The 26154-nt window shown below is 71.6% G+C and carries 25 protein-coding genes; 5 read left to right on the top strand and 20 right to left on the bottom strand.

What is annotated here, in order from left to right:
• Positions 1-125: 125 nt before the first annotated feature.
• Positions 126-1790, bottom strand: a complete 1665-nt coding sequence (locus ABCR83_RS20385; RefSeq protein WP_462696521.1) for a hypothetical protein — start codon at positions 1788-1790, stop codon at positions 126-128.
• 270 nt (positions 1791-2060) lie between these two features.
• Positions 2061-3308, bottom strand: coding sequence for a phosphoribosylamine--glycine ligase (purD, locus tag ABCR83_RS20380; RefSeq protein WP_462696520.1), 1248 nt, complete (start codon positions 3306-3308; stop codon positions 2061-2063).
• Positions 3309-3542: 234 nt separating this feature from the next.
• On the opposite strand from purD, the gene ABCR83_RS20375 reads away from it, so the two are divergent.
• Complete coding sequence (locus ABCR83_RS20375) at positions 3543-4256, top strand: SLATT domain-containing protein (protein ID WP_462696527.1); 714 nt, start codon at positions 3543-3545, stop codon at positions 4254-4256.
• A gap of 62 nt (positions 4257-4318) precedes the next feature.
• Here the strand turns inward: ABCR83_RS20375 and ABCR83_RS20370 are convergent, their stop codons facing one another.
• The 4 genes from ABCR83_RS20370 to ABCR83_RS20355 all read right to left on the bottom strand — a co-directional run bounded on the left by ABCR83_RS20370 (position 4319) and on the right by ABCR83_RS20355 (position 9736).
• Positions 4319-4969: a hypothetical protein gene (locus ABCR83_RS20370; protein ID WP_462696519.1), complete on the bottom strand. Its 651-nt coding sequence runs from the start codon at positions 4967-4969 to the stop codon at positions 4319-4321.
• Between the two features lie 97 nt (positions 4970-5066).
• A complete protein-coding gene (locus ABCR83_RS20365) occupies positions 5067-7520 on the bottom strand; it encodes a dolichyl-phosphate beta-glucosyltransferase (protein WP_462696518.1) in 2454 nt (817 codons plus the stop codon).
• Positions 7521-7595: 75 nt separating this feature from the next.
• Positions 7596-8285, bottom strand: coding sequence for a GntR family transcriptional regulator (locus tag ABCR83_RS20360; RefSeq protein WP_462696517.1), 690 nt, complete (start codon positions 8283-8285; stop codon positions 7596-7598).
• A gap of 98 nt (positions 8286-8383) precedes the next feature.
• The gene (locus tag ABCR83_RS20355) at positions 8384-9736 is read right to left on the bottom strand and encodes an aminotransferase class III-fold pyridoxal phosphate-dependent enzyme (RefSeq protein ID WP_462696516.1); all 1353 of its coding nucleotides are present in this window, start codon (positions 9734-9736) and stop codon (positions 8384-8386) included.
• 345 nt (positions 9737-10081) lie between these two features.
• Between ABCR83_RS20355 and ABCR83_RS20350 the strand changes: the two genes are divergently transcribed.
• Both ABCR83_RS20350 and ABCR83_RS20345 read left to right on the top strand, forming a co-directional pair.
• Positions 10082-10291 (top strand): cold-shock protein, encoded by a 210-nt coding sequence (locus ABCR83_RS20350; RefSeq protein WP_462696515.1) that lies wholly within the window; start codon positions 10082-10084, stop codon positions 10289-10291.
• Between the two features lie 113 nt (positions 10292-10404).
• Entirely contained in the window at positions 10405-12090 is a 1686-nt protein-coding gene (locus ABCR83_RS20345) for a serine/threonine-protein kinase (protein ID WP_462696514.1), read from the top strand.
• 24 nt (positions 12091-12114) lie between these two features.
• Here ABCR83_RS20345 and ABCR83_RS20340 read toward each other — a convergent pair whose 3' ends face one another.
• Complete coding sequence (locus ABCR83_RS20340; protein WP_462696513.1) at positions 12115-12399, bottom strand: type II toxin-antitoxin system HicB family antitoxin; 285 nt, start codon at positions 12397-12399, stop codon at positions 12115-12117.
• Positions 12400-12525: 126 nt separating this feature from the next.
• Here ABCR83_RS20340 and ABCR83_RS20335 point away from each other — a divergent pair, with 126 nt between their 5' ends.
• The gene (locus tag ABCR83_RS20335; RefSeq protein WP_462696512.1) at positions 12526-13233 is read left to right on the top strand and encodes a class I SAM-dependent methyltransferase; all 708 of its coding nucleotides are present in this window, start codon (positions 12526-12528) and stop codon (positions 13231-13233) included.
• A 1053-nt stretch (positions 13234-14286) separates the two neighbouring features.
• Here the strand turns inward: ABCR83_RS20335 and ABCR83_RS20330 are convergent.
• From ABCR83_RS20330 to ABCR83_RS20300, 7 genes are all read right to left on the bottom strand, one after another.
• The gene (locus tag ABCR83_RS20330; RefSeq protein WP_462696511.1) at positions 14287-14586 is read right to left on the bottom strand and encodes a hypothetical protein; all 300 of its coding nucleotides are present in this window, start codon (positions 14584-14586) and stop codon (positions 14287-14289) included.
• Positions 14586-14897, bottom strand: a complete 312-nt coding sequence (locus ABCR83_RS20325; protein ID WP_462696510.1) for a hypothetical protein — start codon at positions 14895-14897, stop codon at positions 14586-14588. The genes ABCR83_RS20330 and ABCR83_RS20325 overlap by 1 nt, the downstream gene beginning before the upstream one ends.
• Positions 14898-15149: 252 nt before the next feature.
• Positions 15150-15371: a DUF397 domain-containing protein gene (locus tag ABCR83_RS20320; protein WP_462696509.1), complete on the bottom strand. Its 222-nt coding sequence runs from the start codon at positions 15369-15371 to the stop codon at positions 15150-15152.
• Positions 15352-16203 carry a helix-turn-helix domain-containing protein gene (locus tag ABCR83_RS20315; RefSeq protein ID WP_462696508.1) on the bottom strand — a complete coding sequence of 284 codons (852 nt, stop codon included), beginning with the start codon at positions 16201-16203 and terminating at the stop codon, positions 15352-15354. Before ABCR83_RS20315 ends, ABCR83_RS20320 begins: the two co-directional genes overlap by 20 nt.
• Before the next feature lie 55 nt (positions 16204-16258).
• A complete protein-coding gene (locus tag ABCR83_RS20310) occupies positions 16259-16999 on the bottom strand; it encodes an RloB family protein (RefSeq protein WP_462696507.1) in 741 nt (246 codons plus the stop codon).
• Positions 16999-18264: an AAA family ATPase gene (locus ABCR83_RS20305; protein ID WP_462696506.1), complete on the bottom strand. Its 1266-nt coding sequence runs from the start codon at positions 18262-18264 to the stop codon at positions 16999-17001. The genes ABCR83_RS20310 and ABCR83_RS20305 overlap by 1 nt, the downstream gene beginning before the upstream one ends.
• Before the next feature lie 75 nt (positions 18265-18339).
• The gene (locus ABCR83_RS20300) at positions 18340-19626 is read right to left on the bottom strand and encodes an adenylosuccinate synthase (RefSeq protein WP_462696505.1); all 1287 of its coding nucleotides are present in this window, start codon (positions 19624-19626) and stop codon (positions 18340-18342) included.
• Positions 19627-19802: 176 nt separating this feature from the next.
• On the opposite strand from ABCR83_RS20300, the gene ABCR83_RS20295 reads away from it, so the two are divergent.
• Positions 19803-20663: a diacylglycerol kinase gene (locus ABCR83_RS20295; RefSeq protein ID WP_462696504.1), complete on the top strand. Its 861-nt coding sequence runs from the start codon at positions 19803-19805 to the stop codon at positions 20661-20663.
• A 129-nt stretch (positions 20664-20792) separates the two neighbouring features.
• Here the strand turns inward: ABCR83_RS20295 and ABCR83_RS20290 are convergent, their stop codons facing one another.
• The 6 genes from ABCR83_RS20290 to ABCR83_RS20265 form a co-directional block, all read right to left on the bottom strand.
• A complete protein-coding gene (locus ABCR83_RS20290; RefSeq protein WP_462696503.1) occupies positions 20793-21455 on the bottom strand; it encodes a response regulator in 663 nt (220 codons plus the stop codon).
• Entirely contained in the window at positions 21452-22693 is a 1242-nt protein-coding gene (locus ABCR83_RS20285; protein WP_462696526.1) for a sensor histidine kinase, read from the bottom strand. The genes ABCR83_RS20290 and ABCR83_RS20285 overlap by 4 nt, the downstream gene beginning before the upstream one ends.
• 119 nt (positions 22694-22812) lie before the next feature.
• The gene (locus ABCR83_RS20280) at positions 22813-23553 is read right to left on the bottom strand and encodes an alpha/beta fold hydrolase (protein ID WP_462696502.1); all 741 of its coding nucleotides are present in this window, start codon (positions 23551-23553) and stop codon (positions 22813-22815) included.
• A complete protein-coding gene (kynU, locus tag ABCR83_RS20275; protein WP_462696501.1) occupies positions 23550-24737 on the bottom strand; it encodes a kynureninase in 1188 nt (395 codons plus the stop codon). The genes ABCR83_RS20280 and kynU overlap by 4 nt, the downstream gene beginning before the upstream one ends.
• Positions 24730-25557, bottom strand: coding sequence for a tryptophan 2,3-dioxygenase family protein (locus ABCR83_RS20270; RefSeq protein WP_462696500.1), 828 nt, complete (start codon positions 25555-25557; stop codon positions 24730-24732). Before ABCR83_RS20270 ends, kynU begins: the two co-directional genes overlap by 8 nt.
• 133 nt (positions 25558-25690) lie before the next feature.
• Complete coding sequence (locus tag ABCR83_RS20265; RefSeq protein WP_462696499.1) at positions 25691-26104, bottom strand: DUF3151 domain-containing protein; 414 nt, start codon at positions 26102-26104, stop codon at positions 25691-25693.
• Between the last annotated feature and the right edge of the window lie 50 nt (positions 26105-26154).

Genomic DNA, 26154 nt, shown 5'->3' with positions numbered 1-26154 from the left:
AGAACTCCGGGCGGGCAGTCGGCGACGAAGCAGAAAACCCCACGGCGCGAGCCGTGAGAATCCCCCTCTTCAGGAGGGGGAGGATGTCAACTGTCTGCCCTCCCCTGCGCCGCCCCCGGGCGCGGTCAGACCAGCCGGACCGGCTTCTCCGGGCGCACCCCGACCTCGCCCAGCCAGGCGCGCAGCGGCTCCCCATCGCCCTCGTCGATCAGGCTCAGCACGGTGCGCGCCAGGTCGGCGCGGCGGATGCCGCCGACGAGCAGGGCCGGGCCGTCCAGCCAGTCGAGGCCGGGGACGGCGCCGGCGGTGTCCACGGCGGCGCAGCACACCAGGGCCGTCACATGGTCGGTGAGCAGCTCCCGGCCGCTGCGCGGGGGCTGGAGGGGAAACAGCGGCACCAGCCCACCGGCCCGGAGGTCGCCCGCCGCGCCGAGCGACCCCGGGCCCGCCGCGCGCGCCGCCTCGGCGGCGCTGCTCGCCTCGCGGGCCACCTCGGCGCTCAGCCTGGCCTCCAGCTCCTCGCCGAGGCCGCTGCCCGAGGAGCCGGTGAGCCGGTCGAGGACCCGGGCGACGGTGGGCGCGACGGGGGTGACGTACGGGGCGGGGGTGGCGTCCGTGGCGGCTCCGCAGGCGGCGAGGTCATCGAGCACCTCCAGGCCGTCGAGCACCCGGTGCAGCCGGGCTGCCTCCAGCCGCCAGGTGCGGTCGACGACCTCCTCCGGGTACTGGGTCCAGGTGACCGGGGACCAGTCGGGGCCGGGCTGGGTGGGGCCGCCGTGGAAGAGCCGGGCGGCCAGCAGGGAGGCGGCCTCGTCGATCAGGCCGGGCTCCTCCAGCAGGTCGCAGGCGGGCCGCTCGCCCAGCCGGGAGGCGAAGCCCTCGGCGAGCCGGTCGCGGCGGGAGAGCTCGGTGAGCGCGGAGACCACTCCGGCGTCCAGCCGGGAGGGCCAGCGGCCCATCCGCCAGGCGGGCAGGGCGACCCGGTTGAGCAGGCGGTCCCAGCCGGCGTAGGCGAGGCCGACCTGCTCCTGGGCGACGATCCGCAGGCCGTAGTCCACCGTCTGGGCGCGCTCGGACGCCGCGGCGGCCACGCCGCGCTCCATCTCGGCGGCGTGGTCCCGGCAGGAGCGCAGCAGCAGCCGGGCCACCCAGCCGACGAAGGCAAGGGCGGGCCGGGCCGCGGCGACCGCCACGGCGGCGTCGAGGCCCCGGACGAAGCGGCGGGCGGCGGCTATGTCGGGGTTGGCGGCCGGGCCGGTGCCCGCCACCACGGGGGCGAGCAGGGCGCGCAGCTCGGCGACGCGCATCCACCACAGAAAGGGCGAGCCGATCACCAGCACCGGCGCGGTGCCCGCCGTCCGGATGGACGCGGGACCGTGCGCCGGGTGCGTACGGTCCTCGAGCCAGCTGTCGCAGTCGGGGGTGAGGGCTATCGCGGAGGGGGCCGGGACATCCAGCCGGTCGGCGAGGTCGCGGACCAGGCGGTAGAGGTCGGGGGCCGTCCCCTCCGGGATCGGGACGGTGGGGCTGAGGGCCGGTCTGGCCCTGGCGACCACGGCGGCGACGAGGGCCGCGAGCAGCAGGGCGAGCACGGCGGCGGCGGTCACGGCGGGCCGGACGGCGGCTCCGACGCTGCCGTCGGGGATGCGGCCCATGAGGGTGCCCGCGAGCAGCACCACGGCGACCGCCGCCGGGAGCAGGGCGACGGCCAGCGCGGTGCTGCGGATGCGCAGCACCGCGAGGGCTCGGGTGCGGGCGGCTTGCGCGCCGGCTTCCGTACTACCTGCCATGAGACCGATCACCCCCGGTTGCCTGTCGTCGTTGCCATCAACCCCACTGTGGCACCGGCCTCTGACATCGCAATGCCGGTGGGCCAAGTGCCGGATGCCCGGCAGTCGGCTTGCGTCGCACAGTAGTTGGGGGTGGGGTGTGCGTCAGCCGGTTGGCCGTGCGGTCACTCGATGGAATGTCTTTGGGCAAAGCTCTTGCGCTTGCGGGTCGGGTTGTTCCATGGGCGGCGCGGGGGCGTGCCCCACCGCCCCCTACCGCCGACCAGGTCGTTACGCCGAGGCCGCCTGTGCCGCGATGTCCGTGCGGTGGTGGGAGCCCGCCAGCCGGATGCGGGCCACCGCCTCGTACGCCCGCGTCCGCGCGTCCGCCAGGTCCGCGCCGGTGGCCGTCACCGACAGCACCCGGCCGCCCGCGCTGACCACCTCGCCGGAGGAGTCGCGCGCGGTGCCCGCGTGGAGTACATACGCCCCCGCCAGCCCGGCCGCCTCGGGCAGGCCCTCGATCACATCGCCGGTGCGCGGGGTGCCGGGGTAGTTGTGCGAGGCGATGACCACGGTGACGGCCGCGCCGTCGCTCCAGCGCAGCGGCGGTACGGACGCGAGCGTGCCGGTCGCGGCGGCGTGCAGCAGCCCGGCGAGCGGGGTCTTCAGGCGGGCCAGCACCACCTGGGTCTCGGGGTCGCCGAAGCGCGCGTTGAACTCGATGACGCGCACCCCGCGCGAGGTGATCGCGAGCCCGGCGTAGAGCAGGCCGGAGAAGGGCGTGCCCCGGCGGCGCAGCTCGTCCACGGTGGGCTGCAGGACGGTCTGCAGCACCTCGTCCACCAGCTTGGGGTCGGCCCAGGGCAGCGGGGAGTAGGCGCCCATGCCACCGGTGTTGGGGCCCTGGTCCGCGTCCAGGGCGCGCTTGAAGTCCTGGGCGGGCTGCAGCGGGACGACCGTCTCGCCGTCGGTGATCGCGAAGAGGGAGACCTCGGGCCCGTCCAGGAACTCCTCGATGACGACCCGGTCACAAGCGAGGGCGTGCGCCCGGGCGGCGGCCAGGTCGCCGGTCACCACGACGCCCTTGCCCGCCGCCAGGCCGTCGTCCTTGACGACGTACGGGGCCCCGAAGGCGGCGAGGGCCGCGTCGGCCTCCTCGGGTGTGGTGCACACATAGCTGCGCGCGGTGGGGACGTTCGCGGAGGCCATCACCGACTTGGCGAAGGCCTTGGAGCCCTCGAGCTCGGCGGCCAGCGCCGAGGGGCCGAAGGCCGGGATGCCGCGTTCTCGCACGGCGTCGGCGACCCCCGCGACGAGCGGGGCCTCCGGGCCGACGACGACCAGGTCCGCGCCCAGGGACGCGGCCAGTTCCGCGACGGCCGCGCCGTCCAGGGCGTCCACCGGGTGCACCTCGGCGACCTCTGCGATCCCGGCGTTGCCGGGGGCGCAGTGCAGCGCGGTGACGTCGGGATCGAGGGACAGAGAGCGGCACAGGGCATGTTCGCGGGCGCCGCCGCCGATGACGAGGACCTTCACGGGGTCACCCTAAACGGCCCCGTGGGGGTGGAACGCCGGCGCCGGGGTCACGGCGGTGCAGCACAGGCACTCTTTCGAGTGACCGACTTGGGCGCTTATACCCGATTCCCTTGCACTAACGAGGGTCAAAGCCGGGATCTGGTACACAAGGCCAACCGTTCGGCGGTAGGAAAGAGGCCGGTGACACGGGTACGCAGCGGCGATAGAGGGAGTGCAGGGGTGAGCCAGCCTGAGATGCAACCCGAGGGGCTCCCCAAGGAGCAGGGCGGGAGGCACCGGGGCGACCTGCGCGGCCGGACCTTCCCGCTCGGTGACTGGGGGGAGCCCGCTCAGCGTCTCGATGAACTGTACCGATGGGTGGAGAGCGGCGCCCTGTATCTCGCGGACTGGTATCTCGCGGACCGGGCCTGGAAGCGGCGCTGGGCGCGGGCGCTGCGGTTGAGCGCGGCGGGCTTCGCCGTGGTGGGCGCGGCGCTGCCGCTCCTCGAGCTGACCAGGGCCGTGCACACCGGCTCCTGGGCGTTCCTGGCCCTGCTCGGCGCGGTGGCCTGCGTCGCCTGCGACCGCTACTTCGGGCTGACGACGGGCTGGATGCGGGCCGTGGCCACCTCGCAGGCGGTGCAACGGCGGCTGGAGGCGCTGCAGTTCGACTGGGCGTCGGAGTCCGTGCGGGAGGTGCTCGGGCCGACGGAGGGCACGGCCAGTGAGGCGGCGGAGCGGTGTCTGACCGTGCTGCGGCGCTTCTCCGAGGATGTGTCGGAGCTGGTACGGGCCGAAACGGCGGACTGGATGGTGGAGTTCCGGGCCGGGCCCGCGCCCTTGCTGACGCAGTCCCTGGTGGCCTGGGGGCCGCGTGCGGAGGGTGGCGGTCCGGTTGGGCGGTTCCCGCTGCCGCCGGGCTCCCGGCCCAATATGCCGCGGCAGCGGCCACCGGAGTCGCCCCGGTAGGGAGGGTGCGTACGGGCCGGGCCGGCAGCCCGTACGCACCCGGTCACCCGTAGCGCACCCGGTCAGCTGAAGACGATCATCGACCCCTGGCCCAGGCTCCGGGTCGCCGCCGCGTGCAGGCCCAGCCAGACGTGTCGTTCGCGGGCGAAGGGGCCGTCGTCCCGTGGGGCGGGCACGGCGCGTTCCTCCAGGGTGGTGGGCCGTCCCGGGGCGGCGGGCGGGGTCGGCGGGTTGACCGGATCGATGCCCAGGACCGGTGCCACGGAGAGGAGTTCACGCAGCAGGCCATGGCTGGAGCCCAAGGGGCCGCCGCCCTCGAGCAGTTGGTCATTGGACAGCGGGTGCTCGAAATCCACCGGCACATAGGCGCCGGCGTGGTCGTAGTGCCAGACCAGATGCGACTGCTGGGCGGTGGACTCGAACATCTCCAGCAACTGCTCGTAGTCACCTCCGAGTTCATCCACAGGAGTGACGGACAGTCCGCAAAGATTCAGCAGATGGGCCCGGCGCAGGAAGTGCAGCGCGTCATAGTCGAAGCCCGCCACCGGGGCGACGTCCCCGGACAGGCCCGGCATATAGCCGAATACGGGCACGGGTGGCAGTCCGGCGTCGCCGAGCGCCTTGTCGTACGCGGCGATCTCCTCGGCGAAGGGGTTGTCGGGGCTGTGGCACAGCACATCGACAAGGGGCACCAGCCAGAGGTCACAGGCCACGTGAACTCACTCTCGTTCGAGGCGATGGTTTCGAGGCGATGGTCGAGCCAGCGTAGTGCGACCGGGCGGGTTGTCATACCGGGTGGGAGGAGATGGCTCAGGGCTTGTCCGGGTGTACGTCCCACACCCACATGCCGCCGATCCACTCCGGTTCCTGCCGCGTCAGCCGGGTCACGGCCTCGTACAGCGGCTTCTCCTGCTGCTGCGGTCCGAGGACCAGGGCGTCCGCCCGCCAGAAGCCGAGGTCGTCGTGGAACTCCCGGCGCTGCCGGTCGCCGATGGCCGGAACCTTTCCGCTGTGCAGCACTCCCTCCAGCAGGCTGGAGGTGGGGCGGGGCTCGGGCCCATAGATGCCGATCCGGTCGGGGCCCCAGGGGCCGTTGAAGTAGCCGCCGGGGAGGGCGAAGCCGAGGTCGGCGTCCAGCTGCCAGCCGAGCGCGAGGTTGTCGGAGGGGCTGGGCACCGGCACCGGCACCAGGGTGCGCCCGTCCCGTATGTGCTCGCGCCAGGTGCCGTCCGCGATGAAGGCGGGCGTGGGGTCGCGGTCGACGGTCCGGTAGGGGGTCGGGACCAGGGGCAGCAGGGCCGCGGCCAGCGCCGCCCAGCCGAGCAGCCGGTGCGAGCGTTCGCGCTCGCTGCGCAGCCGGGGGGTGGCCAGCCGGTCGCAGGCGAGCGCGAGGAGGATGCCGATGGCCGGTACGCAGACCATGGCCATCCGGGATTCGATGACCGACTCGTAGACCGGCAGCTCGCCGACCAGCCGCCAGGGGCCGGGCAGGGTGCGTTCGGTGCCCGGCAGCGGGATGTTCCGGCCGAAGGAGAGCACGGCGGCGGCCAGCGCGGTGAAGCCCAGGGCGCGCACCAGCGGCCGCCGCCACATCCGGACGACCAGGACGACGGTCAGGACGACCAGCGGCCAGCCGAAGAAGGCGTTCTCCTCGGTCCGGTTCAGGGACAGCGCGGCGGCCCGGCGCTCGTCGCCGGCCAGCGACCGGGTCGCGTACTCCAGCAGCGCCATCGGGTTGTTGCCGACCTCGCCGTGCAGCACGCTGCGGTAGCTCTGCGGCCCGTAGAACTGCCAGTAGAGCGGGACGGCCACCAGCGGCACGGCGACCAGGGCCGCGATGCCCAGGCCGCGCAGCAGCCGGCCGGCCACGGCCCGGGCGGCGTCCGGGTCGGCGACCGCGTGGCCGAAGGCGTAGAGCAGCAGGCCGGTCGCGGCCAGCAGCAGCGCCTCCTCGCCGAGGAAGATCTGGTAGGTCAGGAGGAGGCCGAGGAGCACCGCATCGCGGGTCGGCCGGCTCCCCTCGCACAGCCGCAGGATCCGGTCGATGATCAGCGGGATCGCGAACAGGACCAGGAAGTTGGGGTGGGCGTTGCCGTGCGAGATCATCGGCGGCGCGAAGGCGCAGAAGGCGCCGCCGAGCACGGCCGAGCGCCGGGTGCGGACGAAGCGCCGGGCGAGCAGCCGGTACCAGGCCCAGGCGGTGGCGGCCAGGCCACCGGTCAGGACGACCGCCCAGGTGACCTGCGCCCCCAGCGCGGCGGTGAGGGGGGCGAGCGGGACGGACAGCCCGAGCATGGCGGTGTTGGCCATCAGGTTCACCCCGAGCGGGGCGTTCTGCAGGCCGGTGAACAGGGGGTTGTGCAGGCCGAAGACGTTGTCGGCGGTGACGGCGAAGAACCACTCCCACTGCCGCTGGTCGGAGCCGGAGTCGACCAGGTAGGAGTCGCCGAGGCCGCTCCACAGCCCGGAGTAGAGGACGACGGCGCACAGCAGATAGAGCGCGGCGACGGCCAGGGTGGCCGACCGGACCGGGCGCCGGCGCAGGCGGATCAGGTCGCCGAGGACGGCGGGATAGGCCAGCGGCCGGACCTTGGAGCCGGGCTGGTGGGCCCAGCGCACCGGGACCTCGGCGACCTCCCAGCCCTCCTGGCGGAAGAAGCGCAGCACCTCGACGTCAAAGCCCCAGCCGTTCAGGCGGGCGCTCTCGAAGGCCTTGCGGGCCTTGTCGCCGTCGAAGAGCTTGAAGCCGCACTGGGTGTCCCGTATGCCGGGCACGGCGGCGGCCCGTATCAGCCGGGCGCCGACCCGGCCCAGGGCCTGGCGCAGCGCGTGCTGGCGCACCGCGATCACGGAGCCGGGCAGGGCCCGGGAGCCGATGGCGGCCGCGGCGCCCTCGTCCAGGCGGCGCCGGAGGGCGTCCAGCTCCTCGATGGGGGTGGCCAGGTCGGCGTCGGTGACCAGGACGCGGCGGCCGGCGGAGGCCAGGACCCCGGTGCGCACCGCGTGGCCCTTGCCTCGGTTGACGGGGGTGCGCAGCAGGCGGATGCGGGGGTCTTCGGCCGCGGCCGCCGCGGCGATGGCCGCGGTGCCGTCGGTCGAGCCGTCGTCCACGACGATCAGCTCCCAGGCGGTCTGCAGACCGGCGAGGTGGGCGCGGATCGCCTCCAGGGTGGGGGCGAGTCTGCTTTCCTCGTCGAAGGCCGGGACGATCACGGTCAGGTCGACCAGGCCTGGCTGGTCCGCCGGGAGAATGATGCGTGTCACGCGTGGTTGACGTGTGGCCGCCCTGGAATGGTTGCCCGCCCCTCACGTTTATTCAAAATTGTGTGCTATTTCTCTTTATGCGGGAGCTTCGGGATCTTTGGTCAGTCTTTCGATCAGTGACAGCGAATGATCGTTGTAGCCCGTAATGATCCGCTCTGCTTCGGCCACGTTCTGTGCCCCCACCGCTTCGACCAGGTCGCTGTGACCGTGCCAGAGGATTCCGCGCAGGGTGGCCGGCCGGCGCAGCAGGGGCACGACGAAGACCCAGCTCTGCACCCGCACCCGGTCCAGGAAGTCGGATATATAGGGATTGCCGCAGAGCCCGCACAGCTCGCGCCAGAAGCGCAGGTCATAGCCGATCAGAATGTCCAGGTCCCCGGCGAGCGCCGCCCGGGACGCCTCCTCCGCCCGGCGTCGCACGGACGCCAGGGCGGCGGGCGGGGCGTTGCGCAGCGCATCCTCGACGGAGCGGCGGAAGATGCCCTCGACGATCAGGGTGCGGGCCTCCACCAGCGCCAGGAAGTCCTGGTACGAGAACTCGCGCACCCGGTAGCCCCGGTGCAGCTCGACGTCGAGCAGCCCCTGGGAGCACAGGTCGAGCAGCGCCTCGCGGACCGGGGTGGCCGAGACCCCGTAGCTCTCGGCGATCTCCTTGACGGTGAACTGCCGCCCCGCCGGAAGCCGCCCCGCGATCACCTCCTCGCGCAGGGCGTCGGCTATCTGTGAGCGCAGCGTCGTGCGTCTGACGGCCTCACTGCCGGCCATGGTGTCCGTCTCCCCTCCCTGACCGCCCGCCCACATGCGAACGGCCCTCGCAACAAGATAGGCGAGGGCCGTTCGGGAACGGAAAGGGAATGCCGGGCTCAGCCGGTGGTGTGCCGGTCGGCCACCGTGAGCGCCTGGTCCAGCGCGGCCAGGCCGGTCCTGGCCTCGGCCTCGGTGATGGTGCACGGCGGGACCACATGGGTGCGGTTCATGTTCACAAACGGCCACAGGCCCGCCCGCTTGCAGGCCGCGGCGAAGGCGGCCATCGGCGCGTTGGCCTCGCCGGTGGCGTTGTAGGGCACCAGGGGCTCCCGGGTGGTGCGGTCCCTGACCAGCTCCACGGCCCAGAAGACGCCCATGCCGCGCACCTCGCCGACCGAGGGGTGACGGGCGGCGAGCTCCCGCAGCCCGGGGCCGAGCACCTCTTCGCCGATGCGCGCCGCGTTCGCCACGATGCCTTCCTCGGCCATCGCGTTGATGGTGGCCACGGCGGAGGCGCAGGCGAGCGGGTGCCCCGAGTAGGTCAGCCCGCCCGGGTAGGGGCGCCGGTCGAAGGTCGCGGCGATCTCGGCGGAGATCGCCACCCCGCCGAGCGGCACATAGCCGGAGTTGACGCCCTTGGCGAAGGTCAGCAGATCGGGCCTGACCCGCCAGTGGTCGGCGGCGAACCACTCGCCGGTCCGGCCGAAGCCCGCCATCACCTCGTCGAGGACGAAGACGATGCCGTGCCGGTCGCAGATCTCCCGCACGCCCGCCAGGTACCCGGCGGGCGGCACCAGGATCCCGGCGGTGCCGACCACCGTCTCCAGGATGATCGCGGCGACGGTCTGCGGGCCCTCGAAGGCGACGACCTCCTCGAGGTGTGCCAGCGCCCGTTGGCACTCCTGCTCCTCGGTGGTCGCATGGAAGTGCGAGCGGTAGAGGTACGGGCCCCAGAAGTGCACCACCCCCGCCGAGGCGCTGTCGGACGCCCAGCGGCGCGGGTCACCGGTCAGGTTGATCGCGGTGGCGGTCGCCCCGTGGTACGAGCGGTAGGCGCTCAGCACCTTGGGCCGCCCGGTGTGCAGCCGGGCCATCCGGACGGCGTTCTCCACCGCCTCCGCCCCGCCGTTGGTGAAGAAGATCTTGTCCAGGTCGCCGGGCGTCCGCTCGGCGACCAGCCGCGCCGCCTCCGACCGTACGTCCACCGCGAAACCCGGCGCGATGGTGCACAGCTTCGCCGCCTGCTCCCGCACGGCCGCCACCACTTTGGGGTGCTGGTGACCGATGTTGGTGTTGACCAGCTGGGAGGAGAAGTCGAGGTATCGGTTGCCGTCGTAGTCCCAGAAGTACGAGCCCTCGGCGCCCTCGACGGCAAGCGGGTCGATGAGGCCCTGCGCGGACCAGGAGTGGAAGACATGCGCGCGGTCGGCGGCCTTGACGGCGGCGGCGGTGGAGGGGAGCGGGCTCACGGTCGCGACCTCGGGGGGCTCGGGGCTGGCGTCCCGCCCAGCGTAGGGATCACCGCCGCGGCCGGATACCGGCACAGTGTCCCCGCGCCCGGTCCCGGCGCCGACACAGTGCCGGGGCACGCCACAGCACACACCCGGCGAGAAATACCGATTCGCCACCATTCCACGTGCTACGGTCATCCGCGGTTCAACACTTATGGACCCACCGAAGACATCTGCGCCTGACGGTCCGGGACCTCGGGCGCTCTTCTCTTTCCACTCTTTCCGGACTCCCCCCCACTCCCCCCATTCGGAATTCCGCACCGCGCGGAAATTCCGGCATACGCCCCATTAGAGGAGAACACCTTGGCCACCGGCACCGTGAAGTGGTTCAACTCGGAGAAAGGCTTCGGCTTCATCCAGCAGGACGGCGGCGGCGCCGACGTCTTCGCCCACTACTCCAACATCGCGACCCAGGGCTTCCGGGAACTCACCGAAGGCCAGAAGGTCACCTTCGACATCACCCAGGGCCACAAGGGGCCGCAGGCGGAGAACATCGTCCCCGCCCCCGCCTGACCGTCCCGCCCGACCGAAGGCCGGGGCCTCGCAGTTCGACCATGCGGCCCCGGCCCTTTTGCCGTCCGGCTATTCTCCGCTCAGATACCTGGGGGGAAGGAGCACGGACGCTGATGGAAGCTCTGTCGCCGGAGGATCCACGCACACTCGGCGCCTACCGGCTGCTCGGACGGCTCGGCCAGGGCGGCATGGGCCGGGTCTACCTGGCCCGCTCGGACCGCGGCCGCACGGTCGCGGTCAAGCTTGTACAGCCGGAACTGGCCGGACAGGAGGAATTCCGCCGCCGCTTCCGCCACGAGGTACGCGCCGCCGGCCAGGTCGGCGGCGAGTGGACCGCCCCCGTGCTGGACGCGGACACCGAGGCGGACATCCCCTGGGTCGCCACCGGCTACATAGCCGGGCCCTCCCTGCGCCAGGTCGTGGACCAGGACTTCGGGCCGCTGCCCGAGCGCAGCGTGCGCATCCTCGCCGCCGGGCTCGCCCGCGCGCTCCAGGCCATCCACGCCGCCGGGATCGTGCACCGCGACCTCAAGCCCTCCAACGTCCTGGTCACCCTCGACGGGCCGCGCGTCATCGACTTCGGCATCGCCCGCGCCTTGGAGACTCTGACCGACGGCGGCGGCCTCACCCGCACCGGCGCGGCCGTCGGCTCGCCCGGCTTCATGTCCCCCGAGCAGGTGCGCGGCGGGCAGGTCACCCCGGCCAGCGACGTCTTCTGCCTCGGCTCGGTACTGGCCTACGCGGCCACCGGCCGGATGCCCTTCGGCACCGCCGACAGCGGCATCCACGCCCTGATGTTCCGCATCGCCGAGGAGGAGCCGAACCTCACCGGGGTGCCCGAACCGCTGCTCCCCCTGATCACCTCCTTCCTCGCCAAGGACCCGGCCGCGCGGCCGACCCCCGCGCAGGTGCTGGAGCGCACCGGCGTCGAGGACGCCCTGGCCGACCTGCGGACCGCCGAGCCCTGGCTGCCCGGCGGCCTGGTCGCCCAGCTGGGCCGGCACGCCGTACAGCTGCTGGACGCGGAGGAGCCGACCGGCCCCGCCGAGCCGCCCACCCGGGTGGAGCCGCGCCCCGTGCCGCCGGCCATCCCGCCCGCCGAGCCGCCGACGATCACCGCGAGCAGCCCGCTCCCGCCGCCGATGGCTCCCCCGCCCGGCTACGGCTATCCGCCGCAGCTGTCCCAGAACCCCTACGCCACCCACCCGCACACCGCGCCGTACCAGCCGATGCTGCCGCCTCCCCCGCCGCCCCGGTCCAGGACACCCTGGATCGTGGTGGCCATCGCGGTCGTCGGCCTGCTCGCCGGCGCCGGCACCGTCTACCTGGTCAAGCACCGGGGGACACAGGACGACAAGGCCGGCCCGTCCCCCTCCCCCGCCGGCTCCTCCCCCACCGCACCGCCGACCACCCCCAACCCCACCACCCCGGCGCCCACCAGCGAAGCACCGACGACGCCGAGCGGCATCCAGGCGTACCTCGGCACCTGGACGTCCAGCTTCACCACCAACTACCGCACCCTCACCGTCAGTCAGGGCACCGCCGACATCCAGGGCAGCGGCACCCTCGACGACGGCACCAACTACACCTGCCGCTGGTCCGCGCCCGTCACCGGCGGCGGCACCGCGGGCTCCGCCCTCCGCCTCGGCCCCTCCACCGTCACCCAGGCCAGCCCCACCACGGCCTGCCAGCCCGGCTCCGCCTCCGACCTGGTCCTGCTCCCGGACGGACGGATGCGGCGCGACTTCACCGACTCGGGCACGAAGGACGCCTCGCTGGTGTATCGCAAGACGGGCTGAGGACGGAGAGCGCCCCGGTGGCCGTCAGAACCACCGGGGCGCACCCGAGGATGCCTCGTTCGCCAACGGGGTGCGGTTGAGGGCCACTTCGGCAGCACCGAACCGGGAGTCAGCCCGACGAGCGGCAATCTTTTGCGCGTCTTCGCGGGAGACCTCGGCGAAGTACAGCTCAAGAGCCTCGGCAATCATCGCTTTCGCCTCGGCGAGGTCTTGGCCCCAGCTCGTCGTGCCGGTGACCGGTTCCAGAGCGTTGTAGCCGCCTTCGTCGGGCGTGCAGAGGATGCGGAGAGTTACGCGTTGATCAGCCATGCAGGCTCTCCCGGTGCGGAATGTCGATGGCCGTCGTCGGAGCCTACGGGCGGCGCCCGGGGCACGCCCGGGTGAGATGCCGCCGAACCGGCCCGCCGCCGGGGCGCTCCCGCCAGGATGGGGCGGGTGACGACCGCCACAGACCTCTGGCACCACTATGGCCGCACCCGCGCCGCCACCGACCGGACCGTCCCCGAGACCTTCCGTTGGACCTGGAGCCAGGACGGCGGGCCCGGCTCGGAAGCCCTCGGCGACCTGACCGGATTGTGCGTCGGTGACCTCGGCGCCGGGACGGCCCGGCACGCCGCCTACCTGGCGACCCGTCACCAGCCGACCCGAGTCGTCGCGGTCGACGCCTCGCCCGCGCAGTACGCCATGGCCACCGACCTCTTCGGTCACCTCGCGCCGCGCCTGCGCATCGTGCAGTCCGACGTGGTGGACCACCTGCACGCCAAGGCCGACACGTACGACGTGCTGTACAGCATCTTCGGCGCCCTGGACTTCACCGCGCCGCAGGAGCTGCTGCCGACGGTGTCCGCCGCGCTGCGGCCCGGTGGACGGCTGGTGTTCTCCACCCTCGCCCACTATCTGAGCGGCGCGCCCGCCCAGCCCGATGTGGCGCACGCCGACATCCCGGCGAAGACACCCGACGGTGAGGCAACCACGATGCGTCGCTGGGTGCTCCAGGAGCACGTATGGTCCAAGCTCCTCGATGAGGCCGGGTTCACTGACGTCGGCATCGACGTACTGCCGGCCGCCATCGGCGGGCCGCGCACCGCCAGCACTCTGCTGGTGACGGCCTTCCGCCCATGCGAGGTCTCCCGTGCGAAATGACGGTGTCCGCCTCGGCACCTGACGGTCCGGCTTTACTCCAACTACCGCACTCTCAGCGTCAGTCAGGGCTCCGCCGACATCCAGGGCAGCGGCACCCTCGACGACGGCACCACCTACACCTGCCGCTGGTCCGCGCCCGTCACCGGCGGCGGCACCGCGGGCTCCGCCCTCCGCCTCGGCCCGTGACGCCAGCTGACCACGGCACCCGGGTCATCAGGTCACAGGAACAGGGCGGCGCGCCCCGGCAGTTGTACATGGGGGCGCGTCGCAAGGGCCGAGCACACCATGAGATCCGGTCAACGGTACGAATATCACGCCGATTTGCTCGGTAACACCCGTTACACGGGGAACAAATTTACCCCCAAGCTCCGCGATCTCGCGGACTGAGCTTGGCAATTCCCTTTGTTATTCCCGGTGTTGCACTGCATACGTGTAGGGTTCCGAGCACGGCGAAACACCCAACACGCCCATTTCCGGGGCGCCCCGTCCTGTATCAGGCCCGTCCTCAGCGGAGGGCCTGACCGGGACGCGGCAACCGGGCCTGGGGCCCAGGGCCGCGTCCTGCCAGGGCCCTCCGTCCGGAGGGCCTGACACAGGTAGGGCACTGCCCCACCCTGGAGAAAGGTGTTCGTTGGGCAATCGTCGTAAACCGAAGGACCGTGCCCTCCTCAGGGCCTGCCTCCGCTGGCTCGCTCGTCTGGTCATCGCCTTGGCGGCGGCGATCGTCGGAGCGGTTGTCCGGTGGTGGTTGGAGGTGAGGCGCTAGCTGTAGCCCCCCGCCAAACAACCTGGCGGGGGACGTTGCTACGGCAATGTCCTTCAAACGAAGCTCATCGTCGTGGTCCCGGCGATGGGCTTCACTGTTCCCGCCCCTCCCATCTCATTTCGGCCCACACCTGGCTGGTGTGTTCCGCCGCTGCCCATCGGGATCCGGGTGGTTGAGGAACGTGGTGGCAGCGTATCGCCCCGGTCTCACATCAACAACGCGATCCCGGCGGCTTCGCTCGGTTATTCACCTTCGGGGTCTTCGCGGGCCGACCGCAGCGAGACAGCTCACGGCCAGTGCACGCCCCGGCTGCCGCGTACGTCCTTGCGGCACTCCGGCGTCCGGTCGGGCGGTGTAGTCACGGGCATACCGTCGAGCGCCCGGCAGAGCTGGGCGTGCAAGTGTTCCGCCTCGGCGGGCGAGAGTCGCAGGGCGAGGTCGGCGTCGAACCTGCCGTCGCGTTCCAGCCAGAGGGGGATGGCGAGGCTGCCATCGGGCTCACGCGTCACCGGCTTGCCGGGGACGCAGCTGATACGCAGCCCATACGGGGCGCTGCCGCTGGGCGAGTTGGGCGTGCAGGCTTCCATCAGGGCGCCACCGCCCAGGTGGTGGCGGTGCGACCCTGCTGTCGCGTGAGGGGATAGGGCCGCACGAGGGGGGTGGGGTAGGCGGGGAACGGGGAGTTGGCGAGCGGCTTCGAGCCCTCGGGGAGGAGGTTCGGCAGAGTGTTGGCGCGGAGGAGGCAGCGGCCGGAGGTCGTGCGGGGAACGCCGGGGTGGGGTGTGTCTGCCAACTGCCGTGGTGGAAGAGGTTTGCGGCGTTGGAAGACGGCCGGGACGAGGAGGGCGCGGAGGCGGGTGAGTGTTCCTCGAAGGAGGGAGCCGATACGGTGGGCCATGCTGACGCTCCTAACAAGCGTTGGCCGGCCCCGGGGTGCTGCGAACACCGCCGGGGCGTCCGGTTTCCGTCCCCCAACCCACCCGGAATGAGCCAGGAGTTGGGGGACCCATACGCACCGTAGACCCACATGCGGCTTGACACAACATGTTGCCTCAAGCCGCTCACAAGTGGCATATGCCGAAGGGAACTCAGGCACGAAAAACGCTCCCCCACCAACCGCAAGGCGGGGTCCGATCGCGAGCATTGGCGACTACATCATCGCCGGGCCTTGCCCGCCCTTCAGATGTCTCAGCAACGCGGAGACCCGATCCGGGGTCGCCTTCAGGACGATGCCGGGGGCATCGCTCTCACGGACGAGGATGCCCTCCTCGCACGAAGCCAGTTCCAGACAATTGCCGGTATCTGTCGAAAACGATGACTTGCGCCACCATATTTCCACTGTTCTCACGCCTTCATAGCTGCTGTGCCACATCGCGGATGAAGTCCAGCGATTTGCCCGGGCTGAGCGAACGCTGCTCCATGCGGTCCAGCACCACGCGATAGTTCACCAGATGGGTTTCCGCATGAAGAAAGGTAACTCCTGTGGGAACGTCGATCTGCACCACATCGAGCTGGGGAACCGGCCCATACGCATAGTGGGTTGAGCTTCCGGCATTGGCAAACCCGCCTGCTTCGAACGGCACGACGTGGATCCTCACGTTCTCGCGCTCCGACTGCTTCAACAGGTGGTTCAACTGGCGCCTGATCACGCCCCGGTTGCCGAACCTGATACGGAGCGCGGCCTCGTGGATGAGAAACGTGCAGTCCGGAGCCTGCGGCCGGTCCAGGACTTTGCTGCGCCGGACCCGGAAAGCAAGCTTCCGCTCGAGATCTTCGAGAGTCAGTGCCGGCACAGCCTCCTCAAAGATGGCGCGTGCGTAGTCCTGGTGCTGAAGAAGCCCCGGCATATGCATGATCTGCACCGATCGAAGCCCGACGGCACGGTGTTCCATCTCGGCGAGATCCAGGACTCCCGCGGGCATAACGTCCCGGTACTCGTCCCACCAGTACGCACCCCGCTCTCTGGCCATCTCGGCGAGAGCGTCTATGTATGCGGCATCGGGGCACGAATAGTTGGCCGCCCAGACACGAACCCGGTCGCCGCTGACACCAGAACGCGCGGACTCCGTGTTGCTGACCGTGGTCCGGTCCGTGCGGTGCAGCACGGCGGCCTCGTTGATCGACAGACCCACCCGCTCGCGCATCTTGCGCAGCTCCGCACCCAACCGGCGTTGCCGTTCGGTCGGAGGCTTCCTCGACGCCATGCGCCTCCCCCCTTCACGGCACACAGCGTAGCCACGCCGCATGCGCCGGGGCAGCTCAGTAGCCGCTCAGCAGCAGGCCCTGCTCCACGAAGTCGAATACGTCGGTGTACGGGTCCCAGCCGTTGGGATTCGACCCGCTGCGCCCATTGTTGATCTTCTGCGCATACCTCTTGGCCGTGTTGTACCGATCGTCTTCCTCGGTGCTCAGAATCTGGCCCGACTTGACCTGTTTCGACTGATCCGCGGAAATCCTCCGGACATTCCGCCCATACGTCTGGGCAAAGCCGGGCTGCTGGCGCAGCTTGCCGTTGGCATCGCCGCAGACGCCGCCGAAGGTGCTGGTGTAGTTCTCGTAGTGCAGCAGGCGCCAGAGCTCGAAACAGGGATGCGAGTAGGCGATCCGCACTCCGTTCCGCCCGGCCAGGTCCCGGGCCTCGGGAATGCCGGGGTGGTCGTCACGGTCGTAGAGCACCCATACCTCGGGCCAGTTCCAGTCGTTCTTCGCCAGGCCCTCGTTCTCTGCCTGGCGCTCGACGTCCCGAAGCAGCGTGACGGCCTCCCGGACCATGCGCAGGGGCTTCCGGAGCTTGCTGGGCGCGGTGTCGTTCTCGAAGTGATGATCGACCGTCTTCGCCGGGTCGAGCCACTTGCCGCGTTTGATGATGAGGTCGATGTACTGAATCTCGGTGACCTCGCCCTCGGCGAAGATATGCACCTGCTTGGCGTTCTTGCCCCGGCCCCGCTTGGTGCTCTTCGGCCGCTCCGCGCGGTCCCTCCCCTGGTCACCCCTCGCCATCAGACTTCTTCCGTCTCCATCTCCGCGATCGCGTCCGTCTGCATCAGCCGCCGGGCGACCTGCCCCTCCGAGACCCTGGGGACCCCGCCGAAGGAACCCTTCACATACGAGGCCATCAGATCCTGTTCCTCCGTCGGCTCCCAGTCGGAGACCGGGAACAGCTCCGTGGTACCTCGTTCGTCCTTCTCCGTGAGCCACAGCTGCCCCGGCTCCAGCAGCCGCCGGCCGCTGGGCGTCCGGAACAGCGACGGATCATGCGCCGTGAACACCAGCTGCGCCCCCTTGGGGTTCACCCACGGCGTCTGGAAGAGCCGCACCACCTCGGCGGCGAAGCGGGAGTGGAGGCTGGCGTCCAGCTCGTCGACGAGGAGCACCGCCCCCTTGTCCAGGGCTAGGAGCAGCGGGCCGATCAGCGCGAACCAGGAGCGGGTGCCGAAGGACTCCGCCTGCCAGTCCAACGGCACGGCCTCCGTACCGCCGCCGGAGTGCCGCAGCCGTACCACGGGCTGTCCACCCGGCTCCTCTTCCACCTCGGCCCCGGCGATCCCCAGGTCGGCAACGCGCAGCAGCTCCTCGACGCGGCGGCGGGTCGGCTCGTCCCGCAACAGGAGCTGCGCGGTGTACGCCTCGCGCTGCGGGCGCTCGGCCTCCGGGGTGACGTCCCAGAGGTTGTCCCTGAACCATTCGTAGATGGGGGTGAGTTGCGGGTGTCCGTCGTCGGCGGCGCGGGTCAGCAGCAGGGAGTTGGGGCGGGTGATGCGGGCCAGCAGGGCGCGGTCCCTGACCCGGTCGCCGGGGAATTCGTAGACCTTCTCGCGCGAGGCGTCCCGGTCGAACCAGACCTGGCGGCGGCCCTTGGGGTAGGAGAAGAGCCACTCCGACTCCACCCGCGTGGAGCCGAGTTCGAAGCCGTACGTCCAGCGGACGCCGTCCCCCAGGACGAAGTCCACCTCGTAGAAGGTGCTCTCGGCCGCCGCTTCGGGGTCGAGTGCAAACTCGTCGCGCGGGATGCCCTCGTACGAGGTCCACGCCGCGTACGACTGGAGAACCGCCTCGCGCATCCTCTTCAGGGCGGTGATGACATTGGACTTGCCGGACGCGTTGGCGCCGAAGATCCCGAGCACGGGATAGAGCGGGAGCTCCTTGCCGTCCGAGAGCCGCAGCCGACGGGCGCCCCTGCCCTCGTCGCCCTCGGGCGCGACGAACGACAGCTCCTGTTCCTCGCGCAGGGACCGTACGTTGGCCACCCGGAATCTCAGCAGCATCCCGTCTCCTTCACGGCACACAGGGTAGCCGGGGCCGACAGGCTCCGAAGCCCGCCGGCCCCGGCGGCACGAGCCCTACGAGAGGAACGAGTTGATCTCGATCGTCTCGTCCCGGCCCGGGCCGACGCCGATCGCGGAGATCGGGGCGCCCGACATCTCCTCCAGCGCCTTCACATATGCCTGGGCGTTCTTGGGCAGCTCGGCGAAGGTCTTGGCCTTGGAGATGTCCTCCGACCAGCCCGGCAGCATCTCGTAGACCGGCTTGGCGTGGTGGAAGTCGGTCTGGCTGTACGGGAGTTCCTCGACCCGCTTGCCGTCGATCTCATAGGCGACGCAGACCGGGATCTGCTCCCAGCCGGTGAGCACGTCGAGCTTGGTGAGGAAGAAGTCCGTCAGGCCGTTGACCCGGGTCGCATAGCGGGCGATGACCGCGTCGAACCAGCCGCAGCGGCGGTCCCGGCCGGTGGTGACGCCGCGCTCGCCGCCGATGGTGCGCAGCTTGTCGCCGTCCTCGTCGAACAGCTCGGTCGGGAACGGGCCGGCGCCCACGCGCGTGGTGTACGCCTTGAGGATGCCGATCACCCGGTTGATCTTCGTGGGGCCCACGCCGGTACCCGTGCAGGCGCCGCCCGCGGTCGGGTTGGAGGAGGTGACGAAGGGGTACGTGCCGTGGTCCACGTCGAGCAGGGTGCCCTGGCCGCCCTCGAAGAGGACGACCTTGCCCTCGTCGATGGCGTTGTTGAGGACCAGCGTGGTGTCGGCGACAAACGGCTTGATCTGCTCGGCGTAGCCCAGCAGCTCCTCGACGATCCTGTTCGCGTCGATGGCGCGGCGGTTGTAGAGCTTCGCCAGGATCTGGTTCTTGAAGTCGAGAGCCGCATCCACCTTCTGGATGAGGATCGACTCGTCGTAGAGGTCCTGGACCCGGATGCCCACGCGGTTGATCTTGTCCGCGTAGCTGGGGCCGATGCCCCGACCGGTGGTGCCGATCTTCCGCTTGCCGAGGAAGCGTTCGGTCACCTTGTCGACGGTCGTGTGATACGGCGTGATCAGGTGCGCGTTACCGCTGACCAGCAGCTTGGATGTGTCGACACCGCGCTCGTTCAGCCCGCTCAGCTCGGAGAGCAGGACCGCCGGGTCGACGACGACACCGTTGCCGATCACCGGGGTGCACCCCGGTGAAAGGATTCCGGAGGGGAGGAGGTGCAGCGCGTATTTCTGGTCACCCACGACGACCGTGTGGCCGGCGTTGTTGCCACCTTGGTAGCGCACCACATAATCCACGGAGCCACCGAGCAGATCGGTGGCCTTTCCCTTGCCCTCGTCACCCCACTGAGCACCGAGCAGCACAAGTGCGGGCACAGGCGTACACCCCTTCCGGGCGGGGCATGTCCAACGTGCGTAGGTGGTGTGACCCGGCTTGATTCGGGCATGTACCACCGCTAGAGCCGTCGAACCGGTGCCCCGGATAGACGAAGCCCCTGGCGCAACAGCGACAGGGGCTCTTGCACCGAGAGGTTACCTGAGGAAGGACGAACGTGTCGGCTGCAGACCCGACTGGACAGCAGCTGCTCGTCGTCATCGACCCCGTCGCGCGGCGCGTGGACGGCGAATCCGTGCGGATCGCCAAGGACGTGCTGTGCGGTGGAGCGGTGGCGAAAATCTGCCTCCCGGACGGTCCGCAGGAGACCGTGCGGGCGGTGGCCCGCCGCGGCAGAAGGCGGACCGTGGTGATCGGCGACGACCGGGCGTTACTGCGCGTGGTCGGGCTGTTGCACCGGCAGCGCGAGCTGTCCGGGGCACCCCTGGCCTGGGTTCCGGTGGGGCCGCTGCCCGCCGTGTCGGTGGCCCGGGTGCTGGGGGTGCCACTGGGGGCGGTGGCCGCCGCCCGGGCGGTGCTGGACGGCGTCGAGCGGCGGCTGGGGCTGCTGGCCGACGAGAGCGACGGAGTGGTGCTCGGCGGGCTGTGGGTGCCCGCCGGGGCCGCCCGGGTCGGTTCGTACACCCCCGGGACCCCGGCCGCCAACGGTGCCGAGGACGGCCATCAGGCGTGGTGGTCCCCGGCCGCCCGGACGGCGCGCACGGCGCTGGCCCTGCTGGCCAAGCCCGCTGGGCGCGGCCCCGGCTCGCGGCTGCGGGTGGTGGCGGACGGCGTGCTGCTGACGGATCTCGACCAGCCGGTGGGGCGGGTCGCGGTCTCGGCGGTCGAGGGCCTGGCCGAGGTGCTGGTCCATCCGCAGGGCGCGGAGGATCCGCTGCGCTGCCGGGCGCGCACGGTCACGGTCTCCGGGCCGGACTTCCGCTACCGCGCGGACAACCGGACCAGAGGTCCGGTGTCCGCCCGCACCTGGACCGCGGTCCCGGAGGCATGGCGGCTGACGCTGCCGGGCACGCCCTGAGGGCGTGTCTTATGGATCAGTGCGGGCCCTGCGGTGTCCGGCCGGAGCCGGGGTTGCCGACCCGGGTCACATCCAGCCGGTCCGGGTCCGGGAAGCGGGCGGCCACTGCCCGGAGGCAGCCGGGGCCGGTCACCCGCCGGGTGTGATCAGTCCCACCTCATAGGCGAAGACCGCGGCCTGGGTGCGGTCGCGCAGCCCCAGCTTCACCAGGATCCGGCTGACATGCGTCTTGACCGTGGACTCGGCAACCACCAGGTGCTCGGCGATCTCCGAGTTGGACAGCCCCTGGGCGACCAGCACCAGCACCTCCGTCTCCCGCCCGGTGAGCTCGCCCACCCGCTCCCGGGTGGGCGCCCGGGGCGTGCCGAGGCGGGAGAACTCCTGGATGAGCCGCCTGGTCACGGTCGGCGCGAGCAGTGCCTCGCCGGAGGCCACCACCCGTACGCCTTCGGCGAGTTGGCCGGCCGAGGCGTCCTTGAGCAGGAAGCCGCCGGCCCCGGCCCGCAGCGCCTGGTAGACGTACTCGTCCAGGTCGAAGGTGGTCAGCACCAGCACCTTGGCGTCCGGGTCGGCGGCGACGATCTCCCGGGTCGCCTCCAGGCCGTTGAGCTCGGGCATCCGGATGTCCATCAGCACCACATCGGGGCGCAGCGCCGCGACCTGTGCGACGGCCTGGCGGCCGTCCACGGCCTCGCCGATGACCTCGATGTCGGGCTGGGCGTTCAGCAGGACGGAGAAGCCCTCGCGGACCATCATCTGGTCGTCGACGATCAGTACCTTGACCGGGTTCACGCGGCGGCCTCCGCGGCCACGGCCACCGGCAGGAACGCGGCGACCTCATAGCCGCCGTCGTCGGTGGCCCGGGCCGTCAGTTCGCCGCCGAGCATGGCGACGCGCTCCCGCATGCCGAGCACCCCGTGCCCCGCGCCCGGCGAGGGCTTGGCCAGCCGGTCAGGCGGACCATTGACGATGCGCAGGCCGAGCCCGACGGGCACATGGCTGATCTCGACCCGGGCCGCGGCGCCGGGCGCATGCCGCAGCACATTGCTCAGCGCCTCCTGGACGATCCGGTAGGCGGACAGCTCGACGCCCTGCGGCAGCGGCCGTACGGACCCGGTGGTGATGTGTTCGACGGCCAGGCCCGCCTCGCGGACATTGGCGAGCAGCCCGTCCAGGGTGGCGAGCGTGGGCTGGGGCGCCTCCGGGTCGAAGGCATCGGGGTCCTCGGAGCGGATGACGCCCAGCACCCGGCGCAGCTCGGTCAGGGCGGCGACGGCGTTCTCCCGGATGGTGACAAAGGCGGCGGCCAGCTCGGGCGGGGTCTGCTCCACGCGGTACGGGGCGGCCTCGGCCTGGATGGCGACCACCGACATATGGTGCGCGACGACATCGTGCAGCTCGCGGGCGATGGTGGTGCGCTCCTCGAGCACGGTCCGCCGGGTGCGCTCGACCCGGGTGACCGCCTGCTGGGCGGCGACCTGCTGCCGGGACTCGCGCATGCCGCGCACGGCGAGGACGGCGAAGAGCAGCACGCCGGAGAGGGCGTACAGCTCGAAGAAACCGGTGAAGTAGCCGCCCAGCGGGTTGAACACGGTCAGGAAGATCCAGAGCGCGCCGGTCAGCAGCCACATCTCGGCGGCGATGCGCGGCCGGGTCCGCATGGCGACGAGCACCATCACCGCGACATGGCCGGCCATAGCGAACCGCGCCCCCGGCCCGACGGCGGCCGAGAGCAACATCGCCGCGACGGACAGCCACCAGGCGCCGACCGGGCGCAGCAGGGTGGTCAGCAGGGGAGCCCCGATGAGCATCGCGGTCAGCGGGCTGTGGCTGTAGGCGAGGGTCTGCAGCATCGCCGGCAGGGTGAGGCCCACGACCGCCGTGTGCGGGAGCCAGCGGGTGTACCGGCCCAGCCGCCCCGGCGCCAGGCGGACGAGCCGGTGTTCCTCGGCGAGCGGCGGCAGCGGCCGGAAGGCGAAGGCGTCGGCGAACAGATCCTTGTGGATGCCGTCGAGGGCGCTCTTCACCATGCGCAGCTCGCTGCGGATGGTGGTCGTCTCATGGGTCGTGGTCACGCGTTCAACGGTAAACAGAACGCATGGCCGGGGCGTCCCCGGCGAAGTGGATCCGCGGGGGTCCGCCGCAAGTACTACGCGCCTCCGATCTCTGCGCCGACCGACGAGATCGCCGACCGCAGGGCCGCGAACGCGGCCGTCCCCGGTGTGACGGCCGCATAGTGCCCCACTCCGTCCAGCACCCGCAGCGGAACCCCCGCGAACGCCGCGTACCGCCGGGACAGCTCCGCCGGCACTTCCGGATCCACCGCCCCGTGCAGCAGCACGACCGGCATCCCCAGCGACAGCATCCACATCGGATCCGCCGCGCGGCCGTTCTCGCCACCGAGCAGCTCCCGCACCGCGCCCCCGCCCAGGCCCAGCTCCGCGGCCCACTCGAGATCCGCGACCGGCGCCACGGCCACCACCGCGTCCACCCCGGGCACCTCGGCCGCTGCCGCCAGCAGCGCGAGGTGGCCACCGGCCGAGTGCCCGACGAGGACCTGCCGATGTGCGCCACGCCGGGCGACGGCGGCCGCCCGCCGGACATCGTGAAAGGTCATGGGCCAGCCGCCACCCCCGCCGACCCGCCGGTACTCGGCCAGGGCGACCTCATGCCCCTGCTCCGCCAACGCCCGGGCCAGCGGCGAGAGATGGTGCCGGTCGTATGCCTCCCGCCAGAACCCGCCGTGCAGCAGCGTCACCCCCAGCCCGGACGGCTCCCCCAATGCCGCATAAAAATCGACCACTTGGCTGGGGTGCGCCCCATATGCCATGGTCTCGTCCGGCGCCACCCGCGCCAGACCGAACAGCGCGCTCTCCTCGGCCGAGGTCACAGCACCTCCCCCAGCACCCGCACCGCCCGCTCCACCTCGGCGAAGCCCGTATAGAGCGGCGTCAGGCCGAACCGCAGCGCATCCGGCGGCCGGAAGTCGCCCACCACCCCACGCCGGACCAGCTCCGCCGCCGCCGCACCGGCCGCCTCGCAGCGCAGCGACACCTGGCTGCCGCGCTCCCCGTGCGCCACCGGGGTCAGCAACTCCACCCTCCCGGGCGGCACATACTCCGCGACGCAGCGCAGGAAGAAGTCGGTGAGTGCCAGGCTCTTGGTCCGTACGGCCACCAGGTCGACGCCCTCCCATACGTCGAGCGCCGCGTCCAGTGCCAGCAGGGAGAGGATCTCGGGGGTGCCGACCCGGCCGCGCGCCGCGCCGTCGGCGGGGGCGTAGCGCGGCGCCATGCCAAAGGGGTCGGCGTGCGAGTTCCACCCCGGCAGCGGGGAGTCGAAACGGGACTGCAGCTCGCGGCGCACATAGAGAAAGGCGGGTGAACCGGGCCCGCCGTTCAGGTACTTGTAGGTGCACCCCACCGCCAGATCGACCCCGTGCGCGTCCAGCGCGACGGGCAGCGCTCCCGCGCTGTGGCACAGGTCCCACACCACCCGCGCGCCGGCCGCATGCACGGCCGCCGTGGTACCGGGCAGGTCGTGCAGCCGGCCGGTGCGGTAGTCGACATGGTTGACGAGCGCGACGGCGGTACGGGGCCCGGCCGCGCCGGCCAGCGCACCGGCCCCGACCGTCCGCACCCGGCAGCCGGTCAGCCGGGCCGCGGACTCGGCGAGATAGCCGTCGCTGGGAAAGGTCGCCTCGTCGACCAGGATCTCATCGCGGTGCCCGTCGGCCGCGAGCCGCACCGCCGCCACAACGGCCTTGAAGACATTGACGCTTGTGGAGTCGCCGACCACCAGCTGCCCCGGCGCGGCCCCGACCAGCCGCCCGATCCGGTCGCCGATCCGCTCCGGCGCGGTCCACCAGCCCGACTCGCCCCAGCAGCGGATGCCCAGCCGCCCCCACTCGCTCCCGATGACCTCGGCCAGCCGCGGGGCGACCGCGCGCGGCGGAACGCCGAGCGAGTTGCCGTCGAGGTAGACGGTGTCATCGGCCAGCACAAACTCGGCGCGCTTGGCCCGCAGCCCATCGGCCGCGTCCAGCGCGGCCGCCGCACCGGCCAGGTCAGACATGGCTGCGCGCCGTCCACAGCTCGGGGAACACGCTCTTCGCCGCCCGCTTCTCCAGCCAGGCCACCCCCGAGGAACCGCCGGTGCCCGCCTTCGCCCCCATCGCCCTGCGGGTGGCCACCAGATGGTCGTTGCGCCAGCGCCAGACCAGCTCGGCGACCTCGGTCAGGGCCTCGCCCAGCCGGCACTCCGCACTGTTCTGGTCGCCCGCGTAGATGCGCCGCCACACGTCCTCGACCGCCGGGTCGGGCGTGTGCCGCTCGGAGACGTCCCGGTCGCGCACCGACTCGGGTATCGCATGGCCGCGGCGCGCCAGCCAGCCCAGCACCTCGTCGTACAGGCTCGGCTCGTGCAGCGCCTTCTCCAGCTCGGCGTGCATGCTCGGCGCGCCCCGGTAAGGGACCAGCATGGACGGGGACTTGTCGCCGAGCAGGAACTCCAGCCGCCGGTACATCGCCGACTGGAAGCCGGATGCCTCGCCGAGCGCGGAGCGGTAGCCGTTGAACTGACTTGGGGTCAGGTGCGCCAGCGGTTTCCAGGACGCGTTGAGCGACTCGAGTTCATAGCCGGAGCGCTTGAGCGCGGCCATCACGGCCGGCAGGTCATCGCCGCGCAGCGCCCGCGCGGCGGTCTCCCATTCATGCACCAGGACCGTGAACCACAGCTCCATGACCTGGGTGGTGACGAGGAAGACCATCTCGCCCGGGTCGTCGGAGAGCGGTCGTTGGAGTCTGCTGAGCACGGATGCCCGGACATAGTCCTCATACGGGGTCGTACCGCTGAAGTCCAGGTTCGGGGCTTTGCCCGCTGGTTCGGAAGTCATGTCGTCTCCCCTGCCAATGCACCCGGGATCGCCGGGTTGTTGCGGCGATCCTCCGTGCCCGGAGCGCTCACGGCAAGGGGTCGCCCGGCCGGAACGTGCCGCACCCGGCGGCACGTTCGGCCCACGGCCCGGGTCAGCCCAGGGTGCTCGCCGCCGTCGGGGAACTGTCCCGCAGGAACGTCGAGCAACGCTCGTACTCCTCCTGCTCACCGATCGCCTGCGCGGCCCGCGCGAGAGCATGCAGGGCACGCAGGAAGCCACGGTTGGGCTCATGCTCCCAGGGCACCGGGCCATGGCCCTTCCAGCCACTGCGGCGCAGCGCGTCAAGGCCGCGGTGGTATCCGGTACGGGCGTAGGCGTATGACTCGACGACCCGGCCGCCCTCGAACGCGTCGTCGGCGAGCTGGGCCCAGGCGAGCGAGGACGCCGGGTACTTGGCGGCCACCTCGGCGGGGGCCGCTCCGGAGGCGAGCAGCTCGCGCGGCTCGGGGTCGTCGGGCAGCTGGGTCGGGGGCGGGCCCCCGAGCAGGTTCTCGTGAATGGACATGGGTTCCACCGTAACGCTGCGCCGGCTCGGTCCGGATGGGCGCGGGGTGT

It is taken from the genome of Streptomyces xingningensis (genome assembly GCF_054957865.1).
The sequence above is the reverse complement of the archived record's forward strand: the minus strand, read 5'-3'. Positions and strand labels throughout refer to the sequence as shown.